We start from the raw sequence: 21,888 nt of genomic DNA on the forward strand, positions 1-21,888 counted from the left end.
AAATCCAATGATAAATCTATGGTTTTTTGGAAACGGGATCACAGCAATGTGGTCTCGTTTTCAAACAATTATTACGTCAGAGCGCAAGTTTCGGAGTGCGAGGCCTTTTATGAGTACATTCCGGATGATCAAATCTTGATTGTCTTTTCGTCTCTGTAGCAAGAAAGAAATCAGTAAACATCCTAATCCATTCGAAGTCCGCTATTATTTTTTATAAGCACGTGTTGTAGATCCTTTCATTTGATTTTTAGTTTATCCTGTTGCAACAGAGCACCTATTAGGTGAGTTTGAATTTTACAAGTAGCTATTTATTAATAATAGTAAAACGATGTTATATTAGACTCAAATGTCTATTTGAGGTATACCCTAAGTGGGTGTCAGTGATGCATGGAAAACTCGTGTCAGGAAATTATGGTTTTTTAATATATTGGCACTTCCAACTCGAGGTCATGGAATTTAATCTGACACTTTTGGGTAAATAAAGCTATGACTTTAAGGAGAACTGATGAGCATTTGGGAATCTGAGAGTTAAGGTGTTTTAATAGTTTCAATACCACCCACGTGTCAATGCTCAGAAAAGATTTGCATCACTTAATACCCGCCAAGGGTCTTTGATCCTGACGGCATCATCAAATTTCCATTTGGGAATAAATTAATTTCCAAGGAAGAGCATTCCCAAAACCAGCCCAGAATGGTTATTATTTGTCTCTACAGGGTTAAATTTATGCAGGTCGCCACGTGTCAATCACAGGCTCGACTCATAAAGGACTTATAAAGGCTGTGATTAGCCTGCCCAAATACTTAATTTCTCATTAGCCCAAAGAGCACAATGAATCATTTTATTTCGATATAAATGGTAATTAATATTAATCATTAGCGTAGGAGCATTTGATGCAGCACACATACAATCTTAATAACCTTGATCCAAAAAGTGGTGCGGAAATAGCGCACGCCGTTGCAGCCCTCCCAGCCAGTGTCAGCTCACTTAATTTGAGATTCAATTCCCTTGGCAACAAAAGCGGTGCTGAATTAGCACAAGCCTTTGCAGCCCTCCCAGCCAGCGTAAGTTCTCTTGATGTGAGTTACAATTCTCTAGACTTAAAAAGCGGCGCTGAATTAGCGCAAGCCTTTGCAGCCCTCCCGGCCAGTGTGAATTCTCTTGATGTGAGTGAAAACTCTCTTGGCAACAAAAGTGGTGCTGAATTAGCGCAAGCCTTTGTAGCCCTCCCTGCCAGCGTGAGTTCTCTTCATTTGAGCGGTAATTACCTTGACCAGTTACCTTTAGAGGAGCTAAATAAATTAAGAAACTCTCTTCCTAATATAGAAACAATTACTTTAAGTGAGTCCGAGATTGCGCAAATGGAACCAATGAGCCGTGCCGCATTAAAAGCGATTTTTCCTAATATTAAAACCATTATCTTATTAGATAATTATGGAGCAATTAGAGGCGGAAATGATTTAGAGGCCCGTCACTATTTTGCCAGTAAGCTTGGATTAACCAAAATACCTCCGAGCCTTAAAAGTAATGTGGCGGCTTTTTTTGTCCATCATAAAGAACTTCACGAACAAAATAAGAACTTGCCTGAGGAGCTACAGGAATTTATGAGGTATTTTTGATTGGCTTTGTGGCTTGGTTTTAATGAACCAAGCCACATGAGCGGTCTTTCTGCCTTGGGTTTAGGTTCTTCTTGTTTAATAATACGACTTATCCCTGGCTTATCATTCAACATAATCCTAATTATTGGGATTATCTTCTTTATAAAGATGTCCTGTAAATCCAGTTAGATTCGAGTATAGAAAAACCACCGTTTTAATGAACTCTTTAATCTCTGTGTTAAAATTAAACTTTAGTGCATTTTAGTGGTTTTCTGTTTCAATTAAATATTGTTTAATTTATTGCAATCAAACGTTTTATTGAACTAATGTCTTAAGCTTAGTTTCTTTCTAGATATTAAGAAATTTTTTCACTAATTAATATGTTCACAGTCTTGATATGAAATTCCTCCCCGACCATTATCTTCGAGTGAACTTTGGTTGTGCAATAGTATTGCGTCGGTGAGACAAATAAAAATCAATCGTATTGCCTTGCTCATCAATGGCTCGGTATAAGTACTTCCACTCACCGTTCACTCGAATGTAAGTTTCATCCAAATGCCAACGCCTGGCATAACGATTTGATCTTCAAGTATAAACTATCGTTCGTTTTGCAACGGAGCCGGAAATCCTTAATTTTAAGGATTTCCTATGGTTGATTTGATAAGCTGGAATCAGGAGCTGAGCTTTCAGCCTTAGAAGTTTTAGGAAAAAACATAGGTGAATAACCAAGTGTTTTTTCTGCGTTGCTGAGATGCTCTAAGAGGGATTTTGTATCCCATAACACCACGTCTTTTGCGGATCGTAACTCGGCGGCTAGACTAGGGCATCTGTCCTTGGGTATGCCTGTTTGCTCTAGCTTTGCAACACAGCATTCATTTAAGTCAATCTCCCTGATTGAGGTGTTTTGAGATAAACAATCTTCCACTATGAAGAATGATTGTAATGAAGGAAAGCTGGTCTTCATTTGTTTTACCAGAGAGGGGCATTCTAACATATACTTAATGAGAAGTGGGTGGTAACTCTTTTGAGCTCCAATGGCATTTAAAAGGTTGAGTTCATTGACTGAAGATGCGTTTTGGTCATTTTTTAGCGTTTCAACTGCTTGGTTTAGTATGTCTCTTAATTTAAAAAAATCTAGTATTTGTTTTTCGCCACCGGTAAACTTTCTTATGTCATTTGGAGAGGCGTCTTTGTGCTGAAGCTTCAGAATGGCGATGGCGACAGCTATTTTTCGTATTTCGCTGATGAAATTTTCTGTTGTCGGGCTGAAATCACTTTTTTTAAATGCATTGATTATTAATAGACTCCGAATCATTTCCTCCTTATCAGTTGCCAGAAACTTTGGATTTTCAAGCAAAAAATGCCCTAAGGCATAAGAAGCAATCCTCTGGAGTTGGGGATGAGGATATGCTTGCGTAAGTATTTGGAATAATTGTTGTTTTCCTTCAGCGGTGAGTTCTTGGATTAAGCCTTCTTTTTCTTCTTCAGCTGTTGTTTGTGGTCTTAAGCCTCTTAACCCCTCGTAAAGTTGGTTGGCGCTTGAATGCTCCAGTATTTCCTCGTATTGCCTGATTCTCTCTGGAGTATAGTAACCTCGTTTATCATAAAATGGATCTTCGTCAATTGGATCTTCTTCAAGTGGATCTTCTTCAAGTAGAAAAGCATAAGACAAGGCTGGAGGAGGCATTGGACTCATGATGTCATTATTTAACCAGTGCTCTAGTTTATTTAACCATCCGGTATTTCGATACACAATATAGTCTTGAAAAAGTGACATATCGTACTCATCATAACCAAAAAGCGAAATTGTATTAAGAGAATAATTGTCCCTCAGAGCTTCATAAGCTTTACTTTCATATCCCTTGGGAATAGACAAGTAGAGTAGTTCAAGTGATTTTTTTTCATCTTTAATGATGTCACAAGCCAACATGAATTCGTTTGGGGTAAGTTCTAAAGGATAATCAAGTTGCAGCAGTAACCATTTACATCCATCTAAACCACGAAATATATTTAACAACTCCAGGCGAGATGCATGGCAGCTCCGTAGGCAAAATTTCGAAACTTCCTTATTGTTCTTTAGGGCTACTTGTAATTGGTTTAATTGATCGTTAGTTAAAGGTTCTTCTAGTTCAAATTCAATAGCTGATGAGTTTATTTTATTGGATTGTAAATCACTTAATACATTAGCGAAATTAGTATTGTTAATAACATATGCGTAAGATAAGTAGGGCATTGGGGGGGCTCCTCTTGATGTATATTTTAACATATAGATTATATTTTTTTCTTTTGCAATTTTTAAAGCAATACGAATTGCCTCAAAACAAATGTTACCGAAGAAAAACAAAAATGGACAATTTTTATAGAGAAGTTATCAATGGAGCTTTACTTAAAAAATTTGTCGAAATGTTATGAGGCGGCATCCAAACACATAAAAGGTAGCATGTTCTAAGAGAGGTTAATTCCATATAGCGCTAGTTTATCAGTATCGCCAGTCAAATAATATTCTAAATGAGTGTTTAATTACAGAAATGAACCTATATCAAAATTTTATTGTTTTGATTATGACCAATAACAAACAATATCTATAAATTCTTTAATTTACCGATAAACCTTACAGCACAAGGGTTATAGAGACACGTGCTGATAAACCAGCGCTATATGGAATTAACCTCTAGGAGGATCTCGATGCTAGAAAGTAAACCGAAAAGATACCGTTACCCCTTGGAGTTAATCAGCATCGGGGTATGGAGTTATCATCGGTTTAATGACAGTTATCGAGACGTATCAGAGCGTTTGCTGTATCGCGGTATTGACGTGAGTTATGAGACAATACGGCAATGGTGCATTAAGTTTGGACCTCATTTTAAGAGCGCCAAAAGCGAGCCTCCAGGCCATCGGATAAATGGCACTTGGATGAGCAGCAATTACGTATTCGGGGCGCGACGTATTATCTATGGCGTGCTGTGGATGATGAGGGCTATGAGCTGGATGTGTTTCTGCAAAAGCGGCGCAATAAAAAGGCCGCCATTGTTTCCGGTCTTGTCGGTTGAATGCCTATCCAAAGCCTCGGGTGATTGTAACGGACAAGCTCAGGAGCTACTTTGCGCCTAAAAGTCGACTAGCGCCCTTTTCTTGCGTTAGGAAAAGTTAAATTGACGGACCCCTTGGATACATATATTTAAATGTATTATTTACACATATTTTTCAACAGGCAGGGGGTTTTTATGAACTTTTTAAACGACTCACCCAGCTGTAACTTTTCTAAGTCGATGTGAGCAGATTGCCAAAGTGGATGTCAACTAAAAATTGTTGCGGTGATTTACCACGGAGTTTGGCTCGCTTAAGTTAAATTATTTGATGCAGGCATCCAACGATATAGAGTCGGTACAGATATACCAAGATTTGGTGCAACATCCTTAGGCAGCGTGCCAGACGCAAGGGCTGGAAATTTATGCATGACCAATTTCTACAGATGCGCAAAAGTCGCCTTTTTCACTTTTTTTGGATATTTATCGAAAATTCATTGGCAACACGTCTATATTTAAAAGTATCTATGAGACTAGTCAATGGGTGCACAATGAAAAAATTATTAAAAAAGTTTTTTAATAAAAAGCGCCGTATAAATACTGATCTTAAAGAAAAAATAAAGTATTTAATTGAAACAGATAGAAAAGATTCCGCGTCGGATGTGTAATAAAAGGCTCTGTCGAAAATAGAATATACGTCACACCCCAAATAAAATTCCTCGGCTCTTTCGAGTTGGTATATTTTTTTTGGATGTACTTCTTTAGGCTGTATTGCAAATAATTTTAAAAATGAAGAATCATGAATTTTGTGCGTAGCTCAACTGTATAAACCAAATTGCTCATTAATAAAAGAAATTTCATTAGGCTCCGTTGCAAATAAGTTCAAGAGCTCAAAAATCTGAATTTTAGGCGTAGTTCAACAATATAACCCAAATTGTTCATTAATAAATGAGATTTCAGTACGGTTACCATACATCCAGATATTGAACTGTCCTTTTTTAAGCATACGCATGATTTCAAAACCCCTGATGGTTGCATAGGCGGTTTTCATGGATTGAAATCCCCTGACTGGATTGATGAGGCACTTGAGCTTGCCGTGGTCAGCTTCGAGCCGATTATTGCGGTATTTTATCTGCAGATGACTGACGTCTGAAGCCAGACTTCCTTCCTGCTTTAGTTCTTTAATGGCCTGACCATAGGCTGGATTTTTATCAGTATTGATGACACGGACATCACAGGTCGGATTAGACTTGATGAGCTTCTTCAGGCAGCGTTTCGCGGCCTTTGCATTCCTGCGGTGGTTATTAAGGGTTAATGAGTACGCAACCAGCCATCGATATGGGTTTGTGTTTCCTCAATTACGGTTATTGCTTGCTGATAGAGCGCTGAAAATAAAGTACGCTCTCCTGCTTTCCAATAACGCTCCAAATATTGGCAGGCGTATTTCATGCGATGAGTCCCTAAATACATCGCACCACCCTTGATTTTATGCGCTATTTCTTCCACCAGTGGGAAATTTTTCTCAGCAAAGGCCTGTTTCATTTGTGCTAAATCCTTGGGAAGTTCTTGATGCAATAATTCCAGCATGCTTCGTACTGTATCTAAAGTGGCGCAATTGCGTAAGGCCTCTGCTTCATCGAGTAAAGAAAACTGGTTTAAATGAAATAGTTCCTCATCATTATCGGGTAAGTCATGGCGGGTGATAGCCGCATTAGGTGAGGGTTTTTCCAGAGGCGAGGGAATAAATGAGTGAATTACTTCAGCGGCATTGTTTTGCGTCAGTGGCTTGGTTAATACGGCATCCATTCCCGATTCGATGCACCGCTGCTTACTTTCATCTGCACCATGAGCTGTAAGGGCAATAATTGGGATGTGATGCTCTGAGTTGATTTGACTACGAATGTATTGGGTGACTTCATACCCGTCCATGCCTTCGCCTAACCCGATGTCCATGAAAATTAAATCATACTCCGTTTCTTTGCACAGGGCTATGGCATCAAGGCCATTGGCTGCAATGTCCACCTGACAATTCAACGAACTAAGAAGGCTTTTCGCCACCGTCTGTGCGATGAAATTGTCTTCGACAACCAGGATTTTATGTTTTATGGCAGCCTCTGGGGACGGTGTGCTGAGCTCGCTTGGTACAGGGATGGGGGTAAGTAGGGGTTTTGGAGGGATTAGACGAGCTCGCTCCACGCCTGACTCATCATCAAGCAATGGTTCTTGCAATGGTATTAAACAGGTAAATACGGAACCTTTGCGTGGCTCACTCTCCACATAAATTTCACCCTCCAACTCTTCGATGAATTGTTTGACCACGTAGAGCCCAAGCCCAGCACCTTTGTAAATTCCTTGATATGAAGGGGTGAGTCGCTTAAATTGCAGGTATATTTCTTGTTGTTTGTCCTGTGGAATCCCAATGCCTGAATCCGTCACGTTAATACGCAGTACTAAATGACGATGCTCTTTTTTGGCGAGCTCTACATGAAGGGTCACAAACCCTTCTTCTGTAAAATTGAGGGCATTGCCGATGAGTTCTAAGACAATACGATGGACTCTAATTTTATCGCCAATAACGTAGCGAGGGACTTTTTTATCCATTGAGAGTGAGAGCTTAAGTTTTCTCTCGCACGCCTTGGCCTCATAAAGCGAAATAACCTGTTCTAAGGTGTCGATGAGATCGAATTTGCGTTTCAGTCTAGGAATTTCTCCAGAGCCAATCTTGACCGCATCGAGAACCTCATCCATGAGATGCAATAAGGCGTGGCTGGAAGCTACTAAGTTATCCGCGTACTCTTTAATGCGTGGCTCATTGGATTCTGATTTTAAAATCTCAGAAAATCCCACAATTCCTGACAGCGGGGTACGGATGTCATGGCGCATGTTGGCAAGAAATTCGGTTTTCGCACGATTTGCTGCAAGCGCTTTATCTTTTTCTTGGATTAACTGCTTTTGTTTCTTTTTAAGCATCAACTCGGCTTTCTTGCGTTCGGTGATGTCGATGGATATGCCAATGATACCCAATATGTTTTTGTTTTTATCATACAAAATTGTTTTTTTTGTATGGAATACCCTTTTTGAAGAGGCGGTTAACGGGGATTCCTCACCCTCAAAAAGGCCATTTTTTAATACGCTGCGGTCGATTGCCTCTAATTTATCTGCGATTTTCCACCAGGGCATTTCGCGGTCTGTTTTCCCGATAATCTCTTCTCGATGTTTAAAGCCGCTCATCTGCACCATATAGTGGTTGCAACCTAAATATCGCCCACGGAGGTCTTTCCAAAAGATGCTCGCATCAATGGTATCAATAATTAAGTACAGTGCGTCATTATTTAAACTCATCGTTAAACAGCACTCCTTCCGTTCGCGCGTTTTGTTTATGAACTGATAATTCAATAAATCCTTGGTTTGAGGCGATTAATTCACTTCCCATAGAATCAGTATAGAGATAATTTATGAATTCTGGAGTCTGGTGATAGGTAAATAAGGAAGAGTTAACACCAAGAATTGATGGCGTATCCATGAACAGGGGCATTTCATCTAAAATGTAGTGCACGGCAATATTTTCATTGGCTTGATGAAGGTCTTTAATGCTTTGGCCATTTAAAACCCAGCCGGTGCATTGATCGCATTCATCGCGAAAGGCTGAATGGGTGTGATACAGCGTATAGCAATGCTCTTTGAGCTCAAGGTATCTGGGATTTTTTTCTAAAACACTCATATCAATAATTATCTGAGCGGCATCTGCTCCTGAGATGTGATGGTGAGCTAACGCACGTGCCACCTTGTTTTTCAAATAAGCGGCTTGTCTTTTGGTTTTTTGGCGTGCTCGTGCTTCGTCATAGCCTAATGCGAGAAATGTATAGACGGGCAATGTATCAGGAATAAAAATATGAAATGAAGAAAAGGTCGCCTTCGCCCATTCAATCCAAAGACCGATTGCTTCTTCGGAGAAGTAACTATTAAAAGGACTGATTCCTAGGAGAGCATGTTCTTTTTGAGAATACAACTGATTGCTTGCCTCTGACACAGGCTGGGTATTCATACGCACAGTTCTGTATTCCATTCAGACCTCTTAGTAACTTAAAGGAAGATAATTATATTAAAATTGCGCTTGTTGGTCAAATTGATCTCTACTTTGTAAAAAATAGGATGCGTTTGAATCCCAAGTGTTTAGGTTCCCCGAATCTGAGGTTTAGATACAATCCCTTTACGGAAATCATTTAAAAGCGAGCTCAAATCATGGATCTCACCAACATAGAATTGAAGGTAAGCAGTGATGAAAAATCCAGCGCTCTGAGCGGCCTTTGTTTCGGGTTGCTTGTTTCCATTGAGGTGAAGTAGGAACAATTAATTTACTTTTTTTAATACACAGGGTCCATGAGATGAATTAGGAGGCTCTGGAAGTGTGAGCGTGTTTTCTTCTTTAGCCAGAATACCATGAAAGGAGGTTCTGATTAGGCTGCTGTTTTCTTCGGATGTACCTTGTTGAGCTATGGATTCATAGTTAAATTGAATCGCATTGCTGTCAAGGACGAGAACTCGTTGAATTGTTGTCTCTCTTTTGTTGAACGTGTTACTGGGTTGAGAAGATAATTGATTCAAATTCAGTACTATGATTTCCTTTTTGTGGTGATTAAACATTAGAATTATTTGTTTCGGATTTTGCGTTATTGTAAGCTGAATTTTTTTGCTGGTTTCTCCTTCGTTGTCCCTAGTACATGAACCCACCCATTCACCGGGGAAATCATTAAGTTCAACAGGATGTTCTTCTGATGCGAACGCTTGATGAATTTGGTATTTTTTATGAATAGGTAGTGCAAAAGTAGTTGATTCCATCATTAATGCGATGATTAAAAATGCTAATTCTTTCATAGATTCTCCATATAATTTGATAGGCTGTTTTGAGCTGGGAGGGGTTTTCCTAAACTTAAAACTCATCTCCGGTGCTGGAAATGCGGGTGAGCGATATCACTTCCCCTGCATTGTGGCAATTTTTTAGGTGTTGATTTAAGGAAAATGCGAGCCAGTCTATACTTTAAATAAGATTATTCGTAGAGAGCGAATGTTCATTAACCATGAAACTTTGTACATCACGAAAATGTCCTATATTTTAGAAAGGAGGATATTGCTAGAATTATTATTTGAGCCAAAAAACAAAGCACATCCCAATATCCAAAAAATTAGTATTACTATCTCGAATACACAAAACGCGATGGAACGTTTCATTTAACAGTTTCTCTTTATTATGATGCTAAATATCGGTAAAGCGTTGGTTTAGAAATTTTTAAAACTTTGCAATTTTCATCTATTGATAATGGCCTTTTTTATCAGAATGCCGGTCGGAGGTATAAATTGGTAATTTGTGTGCCGAAACCCCTTGCACTGATTTTCACTCAATACCAATTGACGTCTTCTGGAGGAATTAATTTAACCCCCCTTTACTTGCCTGTATTATTCAGCGTAACAATTGTGTCTGCGCGCAGACATATTGTAGGGGAAACGAAGTGGATAGAGAACTCTCTAGCATAAATGAAGAACAGTTGTATTCTGTCCCCTAAAAAATTTCCTCCAATAATCAACAAGAAATAAAAAATTCTTTCTTGCAATGTGTGTGGTAAAAACAGATAGTTGTACTTGACCCATTTAGGAAGCCATTTAAAATAAGCCACAAAATTTATCGCGAGACTTTTAATGGAATTAATATATGGTCACGTCAGAAAAAAAATGCCAATTTAACCTATTAAATATGTATTCTTGGTCTCTTCTTTTAGCATTCATTTGTGCAACATTCGCCATGTACAATACCAGTAATACTTCCCTCCAAGGTTTTTTTGAAACGCTTCCTCTAATTGTTTTTGCAGTTTACTTCTGTGAAAAATTTTCTCCACTTGTCAAAAAACCTGGCTGCAGTTTAGGAAAAGTAGAATTATTTAAACGAAATTTGTTTCTATTAAGTTTTAGTTTCTTATTTGGCTCTCTTCTTTCATTAATTTTTTCATACAACAATTGTGATGCTAAAGGATGGTGGTCCTTAATAATTAGCATCATTACTTTCTACGGTTTATTTTTTTCTATATTTTTCTCAGCAATAGCCCTTTTAATTGAAAACCATAAAACATATATAATGGCTTTTTCATTTATAGTAGTAATTCTGGTCTCTATTGAACCATTTTTTCCTCATCGTATGTTCATCCCGTTATTAGGAAATATTGATACTCTTTATGTAACAACTTGTTCATTACTAATCTTTCATTGTTTATTTGTTATCACTCACAAAATAATTGGATTTTTCCAAGGCAAAAGAAATAATGTATCCAAATAGTTAGTTAACCGGGCTGAGATCTCATTTATTAATGAGCAATTTGGAATTTACGGCTGAGATCTATACAAAAATTGCTTTTTTGTACAGTTTTTCTTTTTTGCAACGCAGCCTGAAATTCTATATAATGCTCAACAATTACCTGCATAATACGCGTCCACGCCGTATTTATATAGTGCTATTCGTCTTTAAAAAGATGGAAAATCCCTCTACATATGACGCATTTTATTTTAATAAATACCAGGAGTGTTTTATGAGAAAGCCAGAATATTTAATCAGATTTAAAGCGCCATATAATACCCTGGTGGGATGCATTTATGTGGATTCAGATGATGGGGTACAGGACACCTTTCGTGTACAGGTAAAAACAACAGAGTCTCCTGATTGGAAGGTGATTCCCGTGGAGGAATTTCACCATTTCAAAGATGGTGTTACAACAACAATCAATCTACAGTCTAACGAGGCTGGTGTGAGGTTTGTTCGTGTGCGGTCATCTCTCTCTGGAAGCAGTAATCCTGTGATTAGTTTTAAGGATTGGGGAATGGAGGTGGAGTGCCTGGAGATTGGTAGTATTAAATTTGATGATATGGGTAATCCTCTTCTTAATCCAGACTCTGGTTTTTTGAAGGCACCTAGTTCGCCATCTTGGTGGAGAGATTCATTATTTTCTGTGCCGCCTGCACCACCTGTACCAACACCAGTGGTTACTCAACTACTTGATTTTTTCGAAAGTTTTGTTCCGTCAAGGTCATGTAACGAACCTGGGTGTAAATAAAAAGGAGGCCGTTGGCCGCTTTCTTTTTTAAAACCCTAATTAGTGCTACGCTAGCTTCTTCAATAAATTCTAATATTAGAGATATCGAAATTAATTTCATTAAATTGGTTTGCGTATAGAGGTAGATTTGCTTCTTTAGAAATTTCCTGCAATAACTTGAAATTTTCAGTTGATACTCTCGCACCTAGATAAATCCCTTTAATAAAATTTTTAGGAAATTTGAGAATCAATCCTGTACTTCTCAATGTACTTATTTTCTGTGAGTCTATTGCAATTCGCTATTCTTGCTCATACTGACAGTCTTGCGATTTTGTAGATAGCATATATTCAAAAGCCTGCGCGGCACTATTCAAATTATCTATAACTGGATAAGCTAATTTATTTTCTAACGTTTCAGGAACATAATTTACGGGTAAAAATTTATACAGACTTCTACCCATTCCTCAAGTTGTTGAGAATTGGATAAAAAATCAAACTCAATGAAGTATCCTTTATGATTATCAGCATAATGTGCCAGCATAAGAAGATGATTCTTTTTTTCTGATAAGCAGGTTATAAAAAATCTATTTTTAAACTTTTCTTTTAGTTGATTTACAAAAAATTTTTGGGAATCAATACTATTCTCGATACTATCTGCAATTAATGAAGTAGGAAGGGGATGAGTTGTAGTAGTAGATAACATTTCTTTCAGGTAAGGGAGAAAACCAGCATTCAAAAGGAGCATTATACTCTTTTGGAGAATTAAAAAATAATTCATTCCTAATTAGTAATTGCCTTAATCTACTTTTATTGGTTCTTCCATTTGAATGAAATCTTCTACATTGATAAAGTAACGGAATCTGCTCACTCATTTATACTCCTATGGATATCAATGACGAGGTCTTTAAGTATTTATATAAAGTTGGCTTCGAAATATTCATTAATTCACAGATTTGTTTAATACTATGTTTTTTTCCTTCGTATAAATGAATAGCTAGTTTCGTTTTATCTATGGATAGTTTTTTTGGCCTACCTCCATTCCTTCCTCTGGCTCGAGCTGCTGAATTTTACTTCCTGTCCTTTTTGCGATCATTTAAGGCATATACCTAAGGCAAAACAATGCCCAAATTGCTTTCAATATGAGGTTTTATCAAATTTTATTTGTCATACAGTCTGAATTTTCAGCAAGTTCCTCTTTTTCTACATCAGGGTAATATGTATTAAGGACTTTAAGTTTATGAAAGTAAGGATTAAATGGGGCAATGTAGAATTGTTCTTTTTTCTTATAATCAACAAAATGATATGCTTTTAGGCGAAGAGGCAATTCACTTGCCATATAAACATCACCACTCCATGCATCAGCAATTAATGCATTTTCTCCCCAAGTGCTCGGATCATTTATATCACTTCCAGGAATACGATCAATTACATTAAACACATGATCACCATTTGTAATATGAATAACTTCACAGGATGAGTTAAATCGTTTTCTTTTTAAACTTACATAAACAATGGTCGCTAATTCACCACAATTTGCAACCTCTCTTTGTTGTGCGTAGTCGGCTATTATTTCTGAAGTATCTCTAAAGGAGAATAAGCTAGAAAATAAAGCTCTTCGGCGCATAGAAATAATCGCTGCAGTAACCTCTTTCATCTCATCTTGCTTCGTTTTTGAATAGGGTAAATTAACCGCATGATGACTCGATGATTTTTTAATAACCCCACGTGTTTCATTAATGACATCTACAGCCATTTTGAAATTATATTTAAAACGCTCGTTTTGAATATGTGAGTAACGCTCAGAAAATAATGCATTGGGGTCTATTAACTGTGTTAATTCCGAAGTTGGTTTACTTCGTGTCAGTGTGAACATCATACTAGCTAATTTATCGAATTCTTCCTGGTCTTTGTTGGCTAGTGTTTTATTTTGGTTAAGTAAACGAATAGGAGGATTTCCTGAATGATTGGATTGTGTCGTCAGCGGGAGTATTTCTTCACCCATTATAGTTAATAATTCAACGATTCCTTCGTATGTATTGTATTGTGCAGCAAGATGCAGCGAATTATTGCCTCTACACGTAGTCGTCTTGAGCAACTCGTTAAACTCTTCTTCAGCTTGGTTTTGAGCATAATCTTCAGCGAGCATGCGAATTTCATCAGCGCTACCTGAAGCCATAGTGGAGTAAGAAATAGGGCCTTTTTTTCCTACTGGAACCGATTCAACAGGAGAATCGGTGTCGGCTTTTTTACTAAAAAAAGTTACGCTAGCTCCAGTTAGAGCTGTTACTGAAAACAAAGCCGCGGTATGCTTGGCTGCCGAGAGAGCTTTATCTTTTAATGAGCGTTTAAATATTGTTTCAGCTTTTTTCCACATAGCAAGAACCATTGATTGGTATTTGTACATATTGTACAGTAGAATGCTTACCAAATTCTTAAGATGTTCTCTATTGCAATTAAAATGAGTCGATACCTCCGGTCCATGCTTCATTTATCCATAAAATTGCAGAAATCGCATGGCTGATATTGTGAATTACCTGAAATTTGAAGCACGTAGTTAGGTAACAGGATCCCATTACTGAGATCTTGTTACCTATCTTGAAGTAAAACCGTGTTTCCGAATTGTTTTTCTGGGATAAAAATAAATCTTTTAAGGGAAGTATATTTTTCCATTGCTCATACCGTAAATGATTGTCAGCTCTTAACAATTGATATGCATGTTGATGTTGTAAGAACTCTGCCAATATACTTATACCGTCTTTACCGAATCGTTTAAAACGCTCATCAAATGAAGTTTTGGGTCATAAGTTGCTGCGCCTTCCTTTTCTGCATTTTCAATACATTTAGGCGTAAATTCAATTAGGATTTTAAGCACGCCACAGACAATATCGACTTTGTCTTTATATTTATGATAGACGGCTGTTCCCGCAGGATCAGGTTCATAGTCGCATGAAGATAACCAATTTAGTTTCGTGACTGGTTTAACCGAGGAAATAAAAAGCGATCCGCGTGTTGCTCGTTGCTAATTTCAAAATTGCGATAAACCAATTCTTGTTCTGCAGATCATGCCAAAAAACACACTGTCTATTGTAAAAACTTAAAAAAAATTCCTCGGCTCCTTCGAGTGGGTATATTTTTTGGGGATGTATTTCTTCATTAAATCCAGTTTTCATTTGCAGTAAAAGCTATGGTTAGCCAACGTCTTGGGGAGTCTTCTCCAAGAGCCAATGCGATTTCATTACGAATTTCATCCAAGGTTTCAATGCTTGGAATTGGAAAATTCATGGGTAGTACTATATGTATTTCAATAAACTGTGCACGTCCTATTTTTGCAACGTAGCTTGTATAGGTTTTGAAATTACGCTGTTTTAAAAGCTGCTCTAAAAAGTTTCTTATTTTTTCATCAAGCTCCAAGGGAGCCATGCGAAATATGTCTCGCAGTGCATCTCGGATAGTGGCCATAGGCACAAAAATCAAACAAGCAGTAAGAGTCGCCAAAATAAGGGGATCGATGTAAGGGGTAAAATATCCGTAGACCCCACCATGTAACAACGCGGCGAGACCAAACGCCAATAGGAGAGATGCGGAGATCAATCCAGACATTAGCCAACTTTGAATGTCTAATCGTAAGAATTCGGACTTGATTTTTCGGTTTATTTTAATCAAGTAAAAATACATACCCGTGGATAAAAAAAAGACCAACAGAGCAAACACAAAGGCCCAATCAAAATTCAACTCATGCCCACCAGACATTATACTGCCTATGGCATTTATCATCGCATAAGCACAAAGAAGTATTAGAATACTACCATTCAAAACAAGAACCATAGGTTCAATATGCCAATAACCGTATTGAAATCTTCGGTCCCCTGTTCTTGTTAAAAGACGGGCAACAAAAAAGGCCAAGATTGACATAACGGTATCAACCATATTAAACATACCATCAAAGACAATAGCCAATGAACCTGATAATAGCCCAAATAAAATACCTACCACCGCTAAGGTAAAGGTAACAGCTATTGATATTTTAAGTGCGCGCCGTTCATGACGCCCCTCGTATATTTGCATTTTAGTGATATCCTGATGTTAAATAAATCTTATCTTTGTATATTATTGCTTCAAAAGCTCTGGGTAAATCTATAAGCTTGTATTCGTAGGATCCTTTACTTCGCTGGGTTTAGACAAATCAGTGGATTTTAAGCACATTAACGTTGTTTTCGTTTGATTCTGCACTTTGATGGGAATAATGGAGCAATACATTTTTGCTGCAAACTCAGAATCAATTCATCACTAGGAAACAAAATGTGTTCTAGTTAATCGAACTCCTGTCTTATACATTAGACTAATTTTCGATAAAATGATTACTAGCCTCATTATACCATTGTTTTCTCAATGATGGGATATTGCACGCATCAGTAATCCGTTTTTTGTTTCAGTAGGATTTTTACATCAGTGCAACATTAACCCGGTTGATGCTATGCATGTCTCCAGATACGGCTGTAATCTTCAGATCGCTGGTATTGTTATAAACAATATCCAGAACATGATGGCTTTCATGTTCATTTGCTGAGTTTTTTATTAATGGTCTTGAAATTTGAAGAGGGTTAATGCGCTCATTTAAATAGTAATTAAAAATTCTTAATCATTTTCTAAGCATAATCTTCTGTTGATATAAAATTTACCCCATACAAGTCCCAATACAGCAGCAGTAAAGGAACCAATCAATACCCCCAGTTTTGCTGCATTGAGTAAATGCTCATTATTGAAAGCTAACATTGCAATAAAAATGGACATTGTAAACCCGATACCAGCCAGAAGACCTACCAATGCTAAACCTTGCCAATTTACACCTGCGGGTAGTTGACACCATTTTATTCGCACAGACAACCAGCTTATACTTAAGATACCAAGGGGCTTTCCGACCACCAAAGCTACAGCAACACCAATGAGAATTTGCAGCTCATGATTACCAGCGAACGTGCTCTTGCTTATGCTTACCCCAGCATTTGCCAAAGCAAATAATGGCATAACCCCGTAAGCTACCCATGGATGTAATGCTTTTTGCACTCGAACAACTGGAGGTAACAATTCCCTATGCGCAAGCTGAATTTTTCGAAGCGACCGTTCTAACTTATGTTCATCTTCCATGTGTGGATCTCGGCCAGTAAGTTCATTGACCATGCGTGATAACATATCTAAAGGACGCTCCCTCATGCGAACGGAAACTACTGGAGTCATTAGACCCAGCACCACTCCTGCCAAAGTTGGATGGGCACCAGTCATTAGGAGCCCGACCCAGATAATGGCCCCCGGAATAACATAGCTAAAAGCAGAACCAATCCCGATGCGCTGAAAGCCCAGCACTAACATAATACCCACACCTGCAATCAGGAAGCCCCCGAAATTAAGACCACCCGAATAGAACAGCGCAATAATAAGCACTGCAATAATGTCGTCAATGATAGCTAGAGTCAGCAAGAATATCCGAATATTTCCCGGGATAGATCGTCCAAGCAGTGCAAGTACACCTACAGCGAATGCAATATCAGTAGCTGTAGGTATCGCCCATCCATTTTGATGAAGCGGTAAGGAATTGAATCCAAGAAAAATTAATGCAGGAACAACAACACCACCAACTGCAGCAATCATTGGAAGTAGTGCCTGCCTTATGTCACTTAATGAACCCTCAAAGATTTCACGACGAATTTCCATACCAACAACGAGAAAGAAAAAAGTCATCAGAGCATCATTAATCCAAAAATGTAACGACCTGGAAAACTCATAGTTCCCTAATCTAATAGAAAAAGGTGTGTGCCAGACATTATTATAGCTCTCTGCTAAAGGTAAATTAGCCCATATTAAGGCTATCGCTGCCGCAACGAGGAGAACAATACCGCTAACGGCCTCTATATGAAGAAAGCGTTCTATTGAAGCAAAAGCTCTTTCTGCGAGCATTTGAGCACGTGGTAAATCATGCTGTGTAGGATGTCTGTTCATAATTTCATTAAATCCTGTGAACCTTTTGTTAAAAATTTCTGAAGCCTTAACCTTAGAGTTTGTCTCTATTGAAAGCAAGAAAATACTTCACCATTTACTTCGTGCTTTGTATAGTATGCTAATTTTATTCAATCATAATTATATAATTTTTAATTCTTTTTCATAAAATCCACCGTAACTACCTTATCTTCTAAAGAGGGCTGACTCAACATAGCCTTTCTACATATGGGTTATAGCGGGCATGCAGATAAACAGGCGCTATAGAATTAATCCTCTCAGCGTTTAATTCGCTGCATTTTTTCAAGTTCTGAAATACGTGGTTCGTTACTGCTGTTTAGAATTTGAAGCTTAGCAACTGCGTTATCTAATTTCTCAAGTATATTTGTTTCTTTTCGGGATAGGAGTCCGATAAATTAGTTCAAATTTCTTAACTTTCCTATTTTGGAAAATAGATATTTCCTAATTAGAAATTTAAACCTAAAACGAGACTAAATTTACATTTTATTAAATATTATCAATGCCTTACATGGGAAATAATTTCATTTCTCTCCTTTATGTATATTATTCGAGAGTTGAGCCAATTTAGTTTAACATGGATAATTATCACTCTTTAAGTAGAAAAATAGACTATCTAAATCTTATAAGGATTAAATATGAAAGAACTTTCTCCCGAATCATTGGTACATCTGGTTTATCAACTAGCTAAGAGCAAGGATGAACTTGAGTTAGCTCATCTGGAAAGCGAAGGTTTTTCTCTGGGGGCCTTTTACTGTGCATATAATGCGGTGATGTTACTAGCCAAGGAAAACAACATCGAAGCAGTTGAGTTTTTGTTAACACGGTTTAACCTAAGCGTAAATTACGCTGTACAGGGATATGCAATGGGAGGTCATGTCCGTATGGTTAACCAACTGATTGCGCAAGGAGCTAGTAAAAATCACGCTGCAAAAGGCTTTGCGATAGGGGGGTACGTCGACGAGGTTAATCAATTAATTGCACAAGGTGTGAACAAAGATTATGCCGCAGAAGGCTTTGGCATAGGCGGTCATGTTGATGAAGCCAAACAGCTCATCGCGCAAGGAGCTAGTCGAGATAAAACTACCATGGGGTTTGCGATAGGTGGGCATGAGCAGGTGGTCAACCAACTGATTGCGGAGGGAGCGAATAAAAATTACGCCATAGAAGGCTATGCGATAAGTGGACGTGTGCACGAGGTCAAAGAACTGAGCACGGAAATCGGTGATGAAAATGATGCGCTAGCAGGATTTGCAATGGGAGGACATGTGCATGAAGTTAACCAACTGATGGGTAAAGAAAGGCCCATAGAATGTGCTCTCATCGGCTATGCGGAAGGCGGACACATCCTTCAAGTCAAGCAACTTATACTCCAAGCGAGCCTCCCCATGAGTAAAAACGATCTGGTTATTAGTTATGCACAAGGAGGGCATGTTAAGCCAGTCAACGAACTCATCGCCCAAGGAGCAAGCCCAGAGTGTGCTCTATCGGGTTATGCGAAGAGAGGATACCTGAAAGAGGTCAATGAGCTCTTGTCTCAAAAAGGGGCTGCCCATTATGCAGATTGGGCTGCATCGAGCTATGGACTAGGAGGGTATATTAATGAAGCAAATCTGTTACCTCTGATGAGTTTTACCCATGCTCAAGAACTAAGAAAGTGTATTGCAGAAAAATATATTATGGGTTTATTGAATTTAAGGCAATCTACTCACAGTGAAAAAGAAAGAAAGCAAATTATAGGAGAGTATATGCTTCAGCACCTCCCTGAACTAATGAAGAGGGCAGAAAAGCTAAATCAACTGATGAGAGAAAATAACCTCAATTTGGAACAAGCAAAAGGCTATATATCAACAGCCGCAAATGTCTGGGCCTTTCAAGGGCAGCAATTAGTTAGAGAAGGAAAAATTCCAGTAGATATATACTTTCACATTTTTTCTTTTATTAATGGATGCTCTGATAATGACAATATCAAAATTATTGATGCAGCTAATCAGAAACTGAGAGATAACGTGGTTAGTGCTTCGAGAACAGGATGGTTTTCTTGGTTTAAAACTCAAGATTCTTTGGAAAAATTAGAAGTAGAAGCAGAAGAAAGATACCAAAATAGAATGAAACCCTTTTCTGAGTAGATGCTTTTAAATTTCTTCGCTGGTCTGTGTAAATTGAGCGAATTACAAGGCCAGCGTATACCTTGAAGAATTAAATTAGGATCCATTGCAAAACGAAAAGTGAGCCTTAAAATCTGCGCCCTGCTCAATAAGGCGAGTAATAAAAGTGCGTCGTCCCGAAGGTGAACTTGCACCAACAAGCCCTGATTTATCGTACATCCCTCGAAACCATTTTTGCAGCGTGTTTTCTGTGAATCGACTTTTTCGTTGTGTTTGAAATAGCGATTTATTCAGTGGTATCCCTTTACTGTATTTAAATGAGCTTGCAGGATTTCTCGTTATGGCCCTTTGGTCATGGTGCGCTTTAAACTGATTTCATCAAGTAACTGGTATTGAGAATTGGCCTCATCGCCAATAGTAAGCGAAGCCATTTCTTTTGCACGCAATCCCAATCCAAAGGAACAATAAATCATTGCCATATTTGAGGATCTGTAATTTTAAAACATCCTTGAAAAATAAAGGGAGTATCCCAAACCGCAACTAGCACAAGGGTTTCAACATTAATTCCTGCAAATTTTTGCTTATCTGACATGATGTCTCAGTTCCTAATTTAATTTAGCAGAGGGGTAGGGGCTTGAATCTTGAATTGTAACCACAAATTCTATTTCCTAACATCTTGTCCTCTTCAACTCTTAAAATATAAAATTTATTTTACGCGTTCTCTAATGGAAGAAAAAAGAGTAAAACATTAATAGCGTGGATACAGTCATTAAAATCAAAGTAAGCCATCCTAATGCATTGGCGAGTATTTTATTTTTAAATTTACCCATAATTTTCTCATTATTGGAAATAAGAATAATTAAATAAATAAGGGGCAATGCCACAATACAGTTCAATACCGCGGCGATAATCAATCCGCTTATTAGGTCAATATGCAAAATATTTAACAGGAAGCCTACAAAGAAGGAGAGAATAATAATTCCATAGAAACTTTTGGCTTCATCACATGGATAAAACAGCCCATTTTTACAGCGAAATATGGTCGCAATAGCATAAGAGGAGGAGGTCGCTAATATAGGAATACTCATCAATCCAAGACCAATAATTCCGATAGAAAAAATAAGTTTAGCGATATATCCCGCATGAGGAAATCCCTTGACTATGGGTTCTAATGCTTTGGCAGCATCCGCAGCAGTAGCAATATTTTGAATTCCATGAGTATGTAAAGTAATACCAATTACAGCAATAATAGACCAGGTGCATATTTGAGAAAATAACATACCAATGAAATTATCTTTACGTAGCAAAGATAATTTCGTTATCGTCATGCGGGTAAATTTATGAGCTCTTTTGTTCTTATGATTTTCCTCTGCTTCTTGAGCGGCTTGCCAAAAAAACATATACGGAGAAATGGAGGTTCCAAATAGGGCTGTGAGCATAAAAAAATATTCTTTAGAGAAGGTAATATGAGGAATAAAGGTGCGTTTTAAAAGCTCTAACCAAGGTGTATCTACAATAAAAAGGGAGATAGGATAAATTAAAATAAATAAACACAACCATTTTAGTATCTTCACGTATTTATCATAGGGGAAATAAATAATAGAAAAAAGTGTTAGCACGCTAAACAATGCTAATCCAATGAATTCATTTATAGGTAAAAGAAGTTTTAATGCGGCACTCATCGCACCCAAATCAGCGCCTAAATTAATGGTATTGGTGATAAATAAACTGATAACGAGAGGAAATAATATTTTGTTTCCATACTGTTTTTTAATTACTCCAGCAAGCCCTTTGCTATTAACGGCACCAATTCGCGCGCACATTTCCTGAATTGCGGTCATTAGAGGAAGCATAAGTAAAACAGACCATAATTGTCCAAAACCAAATTTAGCGCCTGATTGAGCGCATGTGGCGATTCCAGAAGGATCATTATCTGAAATACCTGTTATTAATCCAGGGCCTAAATTACGAAACAGTTTAACTTTTTTCATTTTATTTCCCTTTAATATTCAGATTGAGCTTTTAGGAATCCGTTTTCTAATCTGCTCAGAATAAGCTAAAAATAAAATAGTT

At 37.8% G+C, this 21,888-nt stretch carries 16 protein-coding genes and 5 pseudogenes; 5 read left to right on the forward strand and 16 right to left on the reverse strand.

The annotated features are described in order from the left end of the window. The first annotated feature begins 891 nt into the window (after positions 1–891). Entirely contained in the window at positions 892–1,617 is a 726-nt protein-coding gene (locus J2N86_RS14170) for a leucine-rich repeat domain-containing protein (RefSeq protein WP_252582636.1), read from the forward strand. 408 nt (positions 1,618–2,025) lie between these two features. On the opposite strand, the pseudogene J2N86_RS14175 reads toward J2N86_RS14170, so the two are convergent. Together J2N86_RS14175 and J2N86_RS14180 are read right to left on the reverse strand one after the other, a co-directional pair. Next, a pseudogene (locus tag J2N86_RS14175) lies at positions 2,026–2,157 on the reverse strand (DDE-type integrase/transposase/recombinase); the annotation flags it as partial. Between the two features lie 85 nt (positions 2,158–2,242). Beyond that, a complete protein-coding gene (locus tag J2N86_RS14180; protein WP_252582637.1) occupies positions 2,243–3,613 on the reverse strand; it encodes a hypothetical protein in 1,371 nt (456 codons plus the stop codon). Between the two features lie 668 nt (positions 3,614–4,281). On the opposite strand from J2N86_RS14180, the gene J2N86_RS16360 reads away from it, so the two are divergent. Further along, positions 4,282–4,707, forward strand: coding sequence for a hypothetical protein (locus J2N86_RS16360; RefSeq protein WP_252582638.1), 426 nt, complete (start codon positions 4,282–4,284; stop codon positions 4,705–4,707). A gap of 229 nt (positions 4,708–4,936) precedes the next feature. On the opposite strand, the pseudogene J2N86_RS14190 reads toward J2N86_RS16360, so the two are convergent. The 5 genes and pseudogenes from J2N86_RS14190 to J2N86_RS14210 form a co-directional block, all read right to left on the reverse strand. Beyond that, positions 4,937–5,035, reverse strand: a pseudogene (locus J2N86_RS14190) (recombinase family protein); the annotation flags it as partial. 503 nt (positions 5,036–5,538) lie between these two features. Then, positions 5,539–5,925: pseudogene (locus J2N86_RS14195) on the reverse strand (DDE-type integrase/transposase/recombinase); the annotation flags it as partial. An 8-nt stretch (positions 5,926–5,933) separates the two neighbouring features. Continuing rightward, on the reverse strand, positions 5,934–7,964 hold the full coding sequence (locus J2N86_RS14200) for a response regulator (RefSeq protein ID WP_252582639.1): 2,031 nt from the start codon (positions 7,962–7,964) through the stop codon (positions 5,934–5,936). Next, positions 7,951–8,688, reverse strand: a complete 738-nt coding sequence (locus J2N86_RS14205) for a tRNA-dependent cyclodipeptide synthase (RefSeq protein WP_252582640.1) — start codon at positions 8,686–8,688, stop codon at positions 7,951–7,953. Before J2N86_RS14205 ends, J2N86_RS14200 begins: the two co-directional genes overlap by 14 nt. Before the next feature lie 284 nt (positions 8,689–8,972). Next, on the reverse strand, positions 8,973–9,497 hold the full coding sequence (locus J2N86_RS14210; RefSeq protein ID WP_252582641.1) for a hypothetical protein: 525 nt from the start codon (positions 9,495–9,497) through the stop codon (positions 8,973–8,975). Between the two features lie 832 nt (positions 9,498–10,329). On the opposite strand from J2N86_RS14210, the gene J2N86_RS14215 reads away from it, so the two are divergent. After that, positions 10,330–10,947 carry a hypothetical protein gene (locus J2N86_RS14215; protein ID WP_252582642.1) on the forward strand — a complete coding sequence of 206 codons (618 nt, stop codon included), beginning with the start codon at positions 10,330–10,332 and terminating at the stop codon, positions 10,945–10,947. A 250-nt stretch (positions 10,948–11,197) separates the two neighbouring features. Next, positions 11,198–11,719, forward strand: coding sequence for a hypothetical protein (locus J2N86_RS14220; protein WP_252582643.1), 522 nt, complete (start codon positions 11,198–11,200; stop codon positions 11,717–11,719). 406 nt (positions 11,720–12,125) lie between these two features. On the opposite strand, the gene J2N86_RS14225 is transcribed toward J2N86_RS14220, so the two are convergent. From J2N86_RS14225 to nhaA, 6 genes and pseudogenes are all read right to left on the reverse strand, one after another. After that, positions 12,126–12,443 carry a hypothetical protein gene (locus tag J2N86_RS14225; RefSeq protein ID WP_252582644.1) on the reverse strand — a complete coding sequence of 106 codons (318 nt, stop codon included), beginning with the start codon at positions 12,441–12,443 and terminating at the stop codon, positions 12,126–12,128. Between the two features lie 127 nt (positions 12,444–12,570). Continuing rightward, positions 12,571–12,759, reverse strand: a pseudogene (locus J2N86_RS14230) (helix-turn-helix domain-containing protein); the annotation flags it as partial. Between the two features lie 89 nt (positions 12,760–12,848). Beyond that, a complete protein-coding gene (locus J2N86_RS14235; RefSeq protein WP_252582645.1) occupies positions 12,849–14,072 on the reverse strand; it encodes a hypothetical protein in 1,224 nt (407 codons plus the stop codon). 779 nt (positions 14,073–14,851) lie between these two features. Continuing rightward, complete coding sequence (locus J2N86_RS14240) at positions 14,852–15,763, reverse strand: cation diffusion facilitator family transporter (RefSeq protein ID WP_252582646.1); 912 nt, start codon at positions 15,761–15,763, stop codon at positions 14,852–14,854. Between the two features lie 379 nt (positions 15,764–16,142). Beyond that, positions 16,143–16,262: pseudogene (locus tag J2N86_RS16280) on the reverse strand (Tn3 family transposase); the annotation flags it as partial. Positions 16,263–16,333: 71 nt separating this feature from the next. Then, complete coding sequence (gene nhaA / locus J2N86_RS14245; RefSeq protein WP_252582647.1) at positions 16,334–17,692, reverse strand: Na+/H+ antiporter NhaA; 1,359 nt, start codon at positions 17,690–17,692, stop codon at positions 16,334–16,336. Positions 17,693–18,345: 653 nt separating this feature from the next. Here nhaA and J2N86_RS14250 point away from each other — a divergent pair. Next, positions 18,346–19,836: a hypothetical protein gene (locus J2N86_RS14250; protein WP_252582648.1), complete on the forward strand. Its 1,491-nt coding sequence runs from the start codon at positions 18,346–18,348 to the stop codon at positions 19,834–19,836. A 317-nt stretch (positions 19,837–20,153) separates the two neighbouring features. On the opposite strand, the gene J2N86_RS14255 is transcribed toward J2N86_RS14250, so the two are convergent. The 3 genes from J2N86_RS14255 to J2N86_RS14260 all read right to left on the reverse strand — a co-directional run bounded on the left by J2N86_RS14255 (position 20,154) and on the right by J2N86_RS14260 (position 21,806). Further along, on the reverse strand, positions 20,154–20,294 hold the full coding sequence (locus J2N86_RS14255; protein ID WP_252582649.1) for a hypothetical protein: 141 nt from the start codon (positions 20,292–20,294) through the stop codon (positions 20,154–20,156). Beyond that, entirely contained in the window at positions 20,285–20,407 is a 123-nt protein-coding gene (locus tag J2N86_RS16130; RefSeq protein ID WP_289781858.1) for a hypothetical protein, read from the reverse strand. The genes J2N86_RS14255 and J2N86_RS16130 overlap by 10 nt, the downstream gene beginning before the upstream one ends. Before the next feature lie 130 nt (positions 20,408–20,537). After that, positions 20,538–21,806, reverse strand: a complete 1,269-nt coding sequence (locus J2N86_RS14260; RefSeq protein WP_252582650.1) for an NRAMP family divalent metal transporter — start codon at positions 21,804–21,806, stop codon at positions 20,538–20,540. Between the last annotated feature and the right edge of the window lie 82 nt (positions 21,807–21,888).

The organism is Legionella lytica (genome assembly GCF_023921225.1).
Lineage (GTDB): Bacteria > Pseudomonadota > Gammaproteobacteria > Legionellales > Legionellaceae > Legionella > Legionella lytica.

Excerpts from the sequence above, each read along its gene's own strand:
- J2N86_RS14220 (WP_252582643.1), top strand. The coding sequence starts at position 11,198 with ATGAGAAAGCCAGAATATTTAATCAGATTTAAAGCGCCATATAATACC.
- J2N86_RS14170 (WP_252582636.1), top strand. The coding sequence starts at position 892 with ATGCAGCACACATACAATCTTAATAACCTTGATCCAAAAAGTGGTGCG.
- J2N86_RS16130 (WP_289781858.1), bottom strand. The coding sequence starts at position 20,407 with ATGTCAGATAAGCAAAAATTTGCAGGAATTAATGTTGAAACCCTTGTG.
- J2N86_RS14225 (WP_252582644.1), bottom strand. The coding sequence starts at position 12,443 with ATGCTCCTTTTGAATGCTGGTTTTCTCCCTTACCTGAAAGAAATGTTA.
- J2N86_RS14240 (WP_252582646.1), bottom strand. The coding sequence starts at position 15,763 with ATGCAAATATACGAGGGGCGTCATGAACGGCGCGCACTTAAAATATCA.
- J2N86_RS14215 (WP_252582642.1), top strand. The coding sequence starts at position 10,330 with ATGGTCACGTCAGAAAAAAAATGCCAATTTAACCTATTAAATATGTAT.
- J2N86_RS14250 (WP_252582648.1), top strand. The coding sequence starts at position 18,346 with ATGAAAGAACTTTCTCCCGAATCATTGGTACATCTGGTTTATCAACTA.
- J2N86_RS14255 (WP_252582649.1), bottom strand. The coding sequence starts at position 20,294 with ATGGCAATGATTTATTGTTCCTTTGGATTGGGATTGCGTGCAAAAGAA.
- J2N86_RS14210 (WP_252582641.1), bottom strand. The coding sequence starts at position 9,497 with ATGAAAGAATTAGCATTTTTAATCATCGCATTAATGATGGAATCAACT.
- J2N86_RS14200 (WP_252582639.1), bottom strand. The coding sequence starts at position 7,964 with ATGAGTTTAAATAATGACGCACTGTACTTAATTATTGATACCATTGAT.
- J2N86_RS14205 (WP_252582640.1), bottom strand. The coding sequence starts at position 8,688 with ATGGAATACAGAACTGTGCGTATGAATACCCAGCCTGTGTCAGAGGCA.
- J2N86_RS16360 (WP_252582638.1), top strand. The coding sequence starts at position 4,282 with ATGCTAGAAAGTAAACCGAAAAGATACCGTTACCCCTTGGAGTTAATC.
- J2N86_RS14260 (WP_252582650.1), bottom strand. The coding sequence starts at position 21,806 with ATGAAAAAAGTTAAACTGTTTCGTAATTTAGGCCCTGGATTAATAACA.
- nhaA (WP_252582647.1), bottom strand. The coding sequence starts at position 17,692 with ATGAACAGACATCCTACACAGCATGATTTACCACGTGCTCAAATGCTC.
- J2N86_RS14235 (WP_252582645.1), bottom strand. The coding sequence starts at position 14,072 with ATGTGGAAAAAAGCTGAAACAATATTTAAACGCTCATTAAAAGATAAA.